Source organism: Frankia sp. AgKG'84/4 (assembly GCF_023242965.2).
In the GTDB taxonomy this organism is placed as follows: domain Bacteria; phylum Actinomycetota; class Actinomycetes; order Frankiales; family Frankiaceae; genus Frankia.
The window spans coordinates 1-912 of the sequence record NZ_JALKFU020000861.1; the positions used below are offsets into that span (position 1 = coordinate 1).

Genomic DNA, 912 nt, shown 5'->3' on the forward strand with positions numbered 1-912 from the left:
GCGACGCCGTGCTGCGCCTCAACGACTGCGATGTCGACGAGGCGGGCACCAGTGGGCTGGTCGCCCGCGGCGAGGCGTCGCTGCGCGCCGCCGGGGGAGCGGTGCGCGCCAGCGCGGCGAACGGTGTGTTCGTCACCGACGCGGCGCGGGCCGTCCTGACTGGTGTCACCGTCGAGAACAGCGCCTACAGCAACGTCCACGTCGGCGCGGACGCGGACGGTGAGCTGTGCGACACCCGGCTGCGGGGGACACCCGAGCATGGCCTGCACGTCGCCGGCGCGGCCAGCGCGCGGCTGCGGTCCGTCACGATCAGCGGTAGTGCGATGTCCGGCATCCAGACGGACGGCACGGCGACACTCCACGCCGCCGACTGCGACCTCGACGGCAACGCCTGCGGGCTCACCGTGGCACCCGGCACCTCGGCCGAGTGCACCGACTGCCGGATCACGGGCGGTTCCGGCGCGGGCGTGCAGATCGGCGCCCAGGCCGAGGCGACGCTGCGGGACTGCCGGGTCTCCCGGACCGGGACGGCCGGCGTGGTGCTGGCGCGTGAGGCTCGGGCCAGCATCGCCGGGTGTGAGCTGGCCGACACGGGCGCCTCGGCGCTGGTGATCTGGACCGGGGCGAACCCCACGGTCCGCTCGACCCGGCTGTTGCGGGCGGGTAAGAACGGCCTGTTCGTCGGGGACGGCGGCGGCGGGGTGTTCGAGGACTGCGAGATCGCCGGGTCCGGTTTCCCCGGCGTGCACGTGGGGGCGGGCGCCGTGCCGCGCCTCGTGGGCTGCCGCATCCTGGACTGCGAGACGGATCTGAGTCTCGCCGAGAACGCCGAGCCGCGGTTCGAGCGCTGCGAGGTGCGCGGTGTGCGGGAGGTGCGCCTGCCGGGCGCGGCGCCCGCGCCGGGGCCGACGT

Annotated in this window: 1 protein-coding gene; it reads left to right on the plus strand. The window is 75.5% G+C overall.

What is annotated here, in order from left to right; translation table 11 throughout:
- A partial coding sequence (locus MXD58_RS25700) for a right-handed parallel beta-helix repeat-containing protein (RefSeq protein ID WP_250610277.1) occupies positions 1-912 on the plus strand: 912 nt, incomplete at both ends.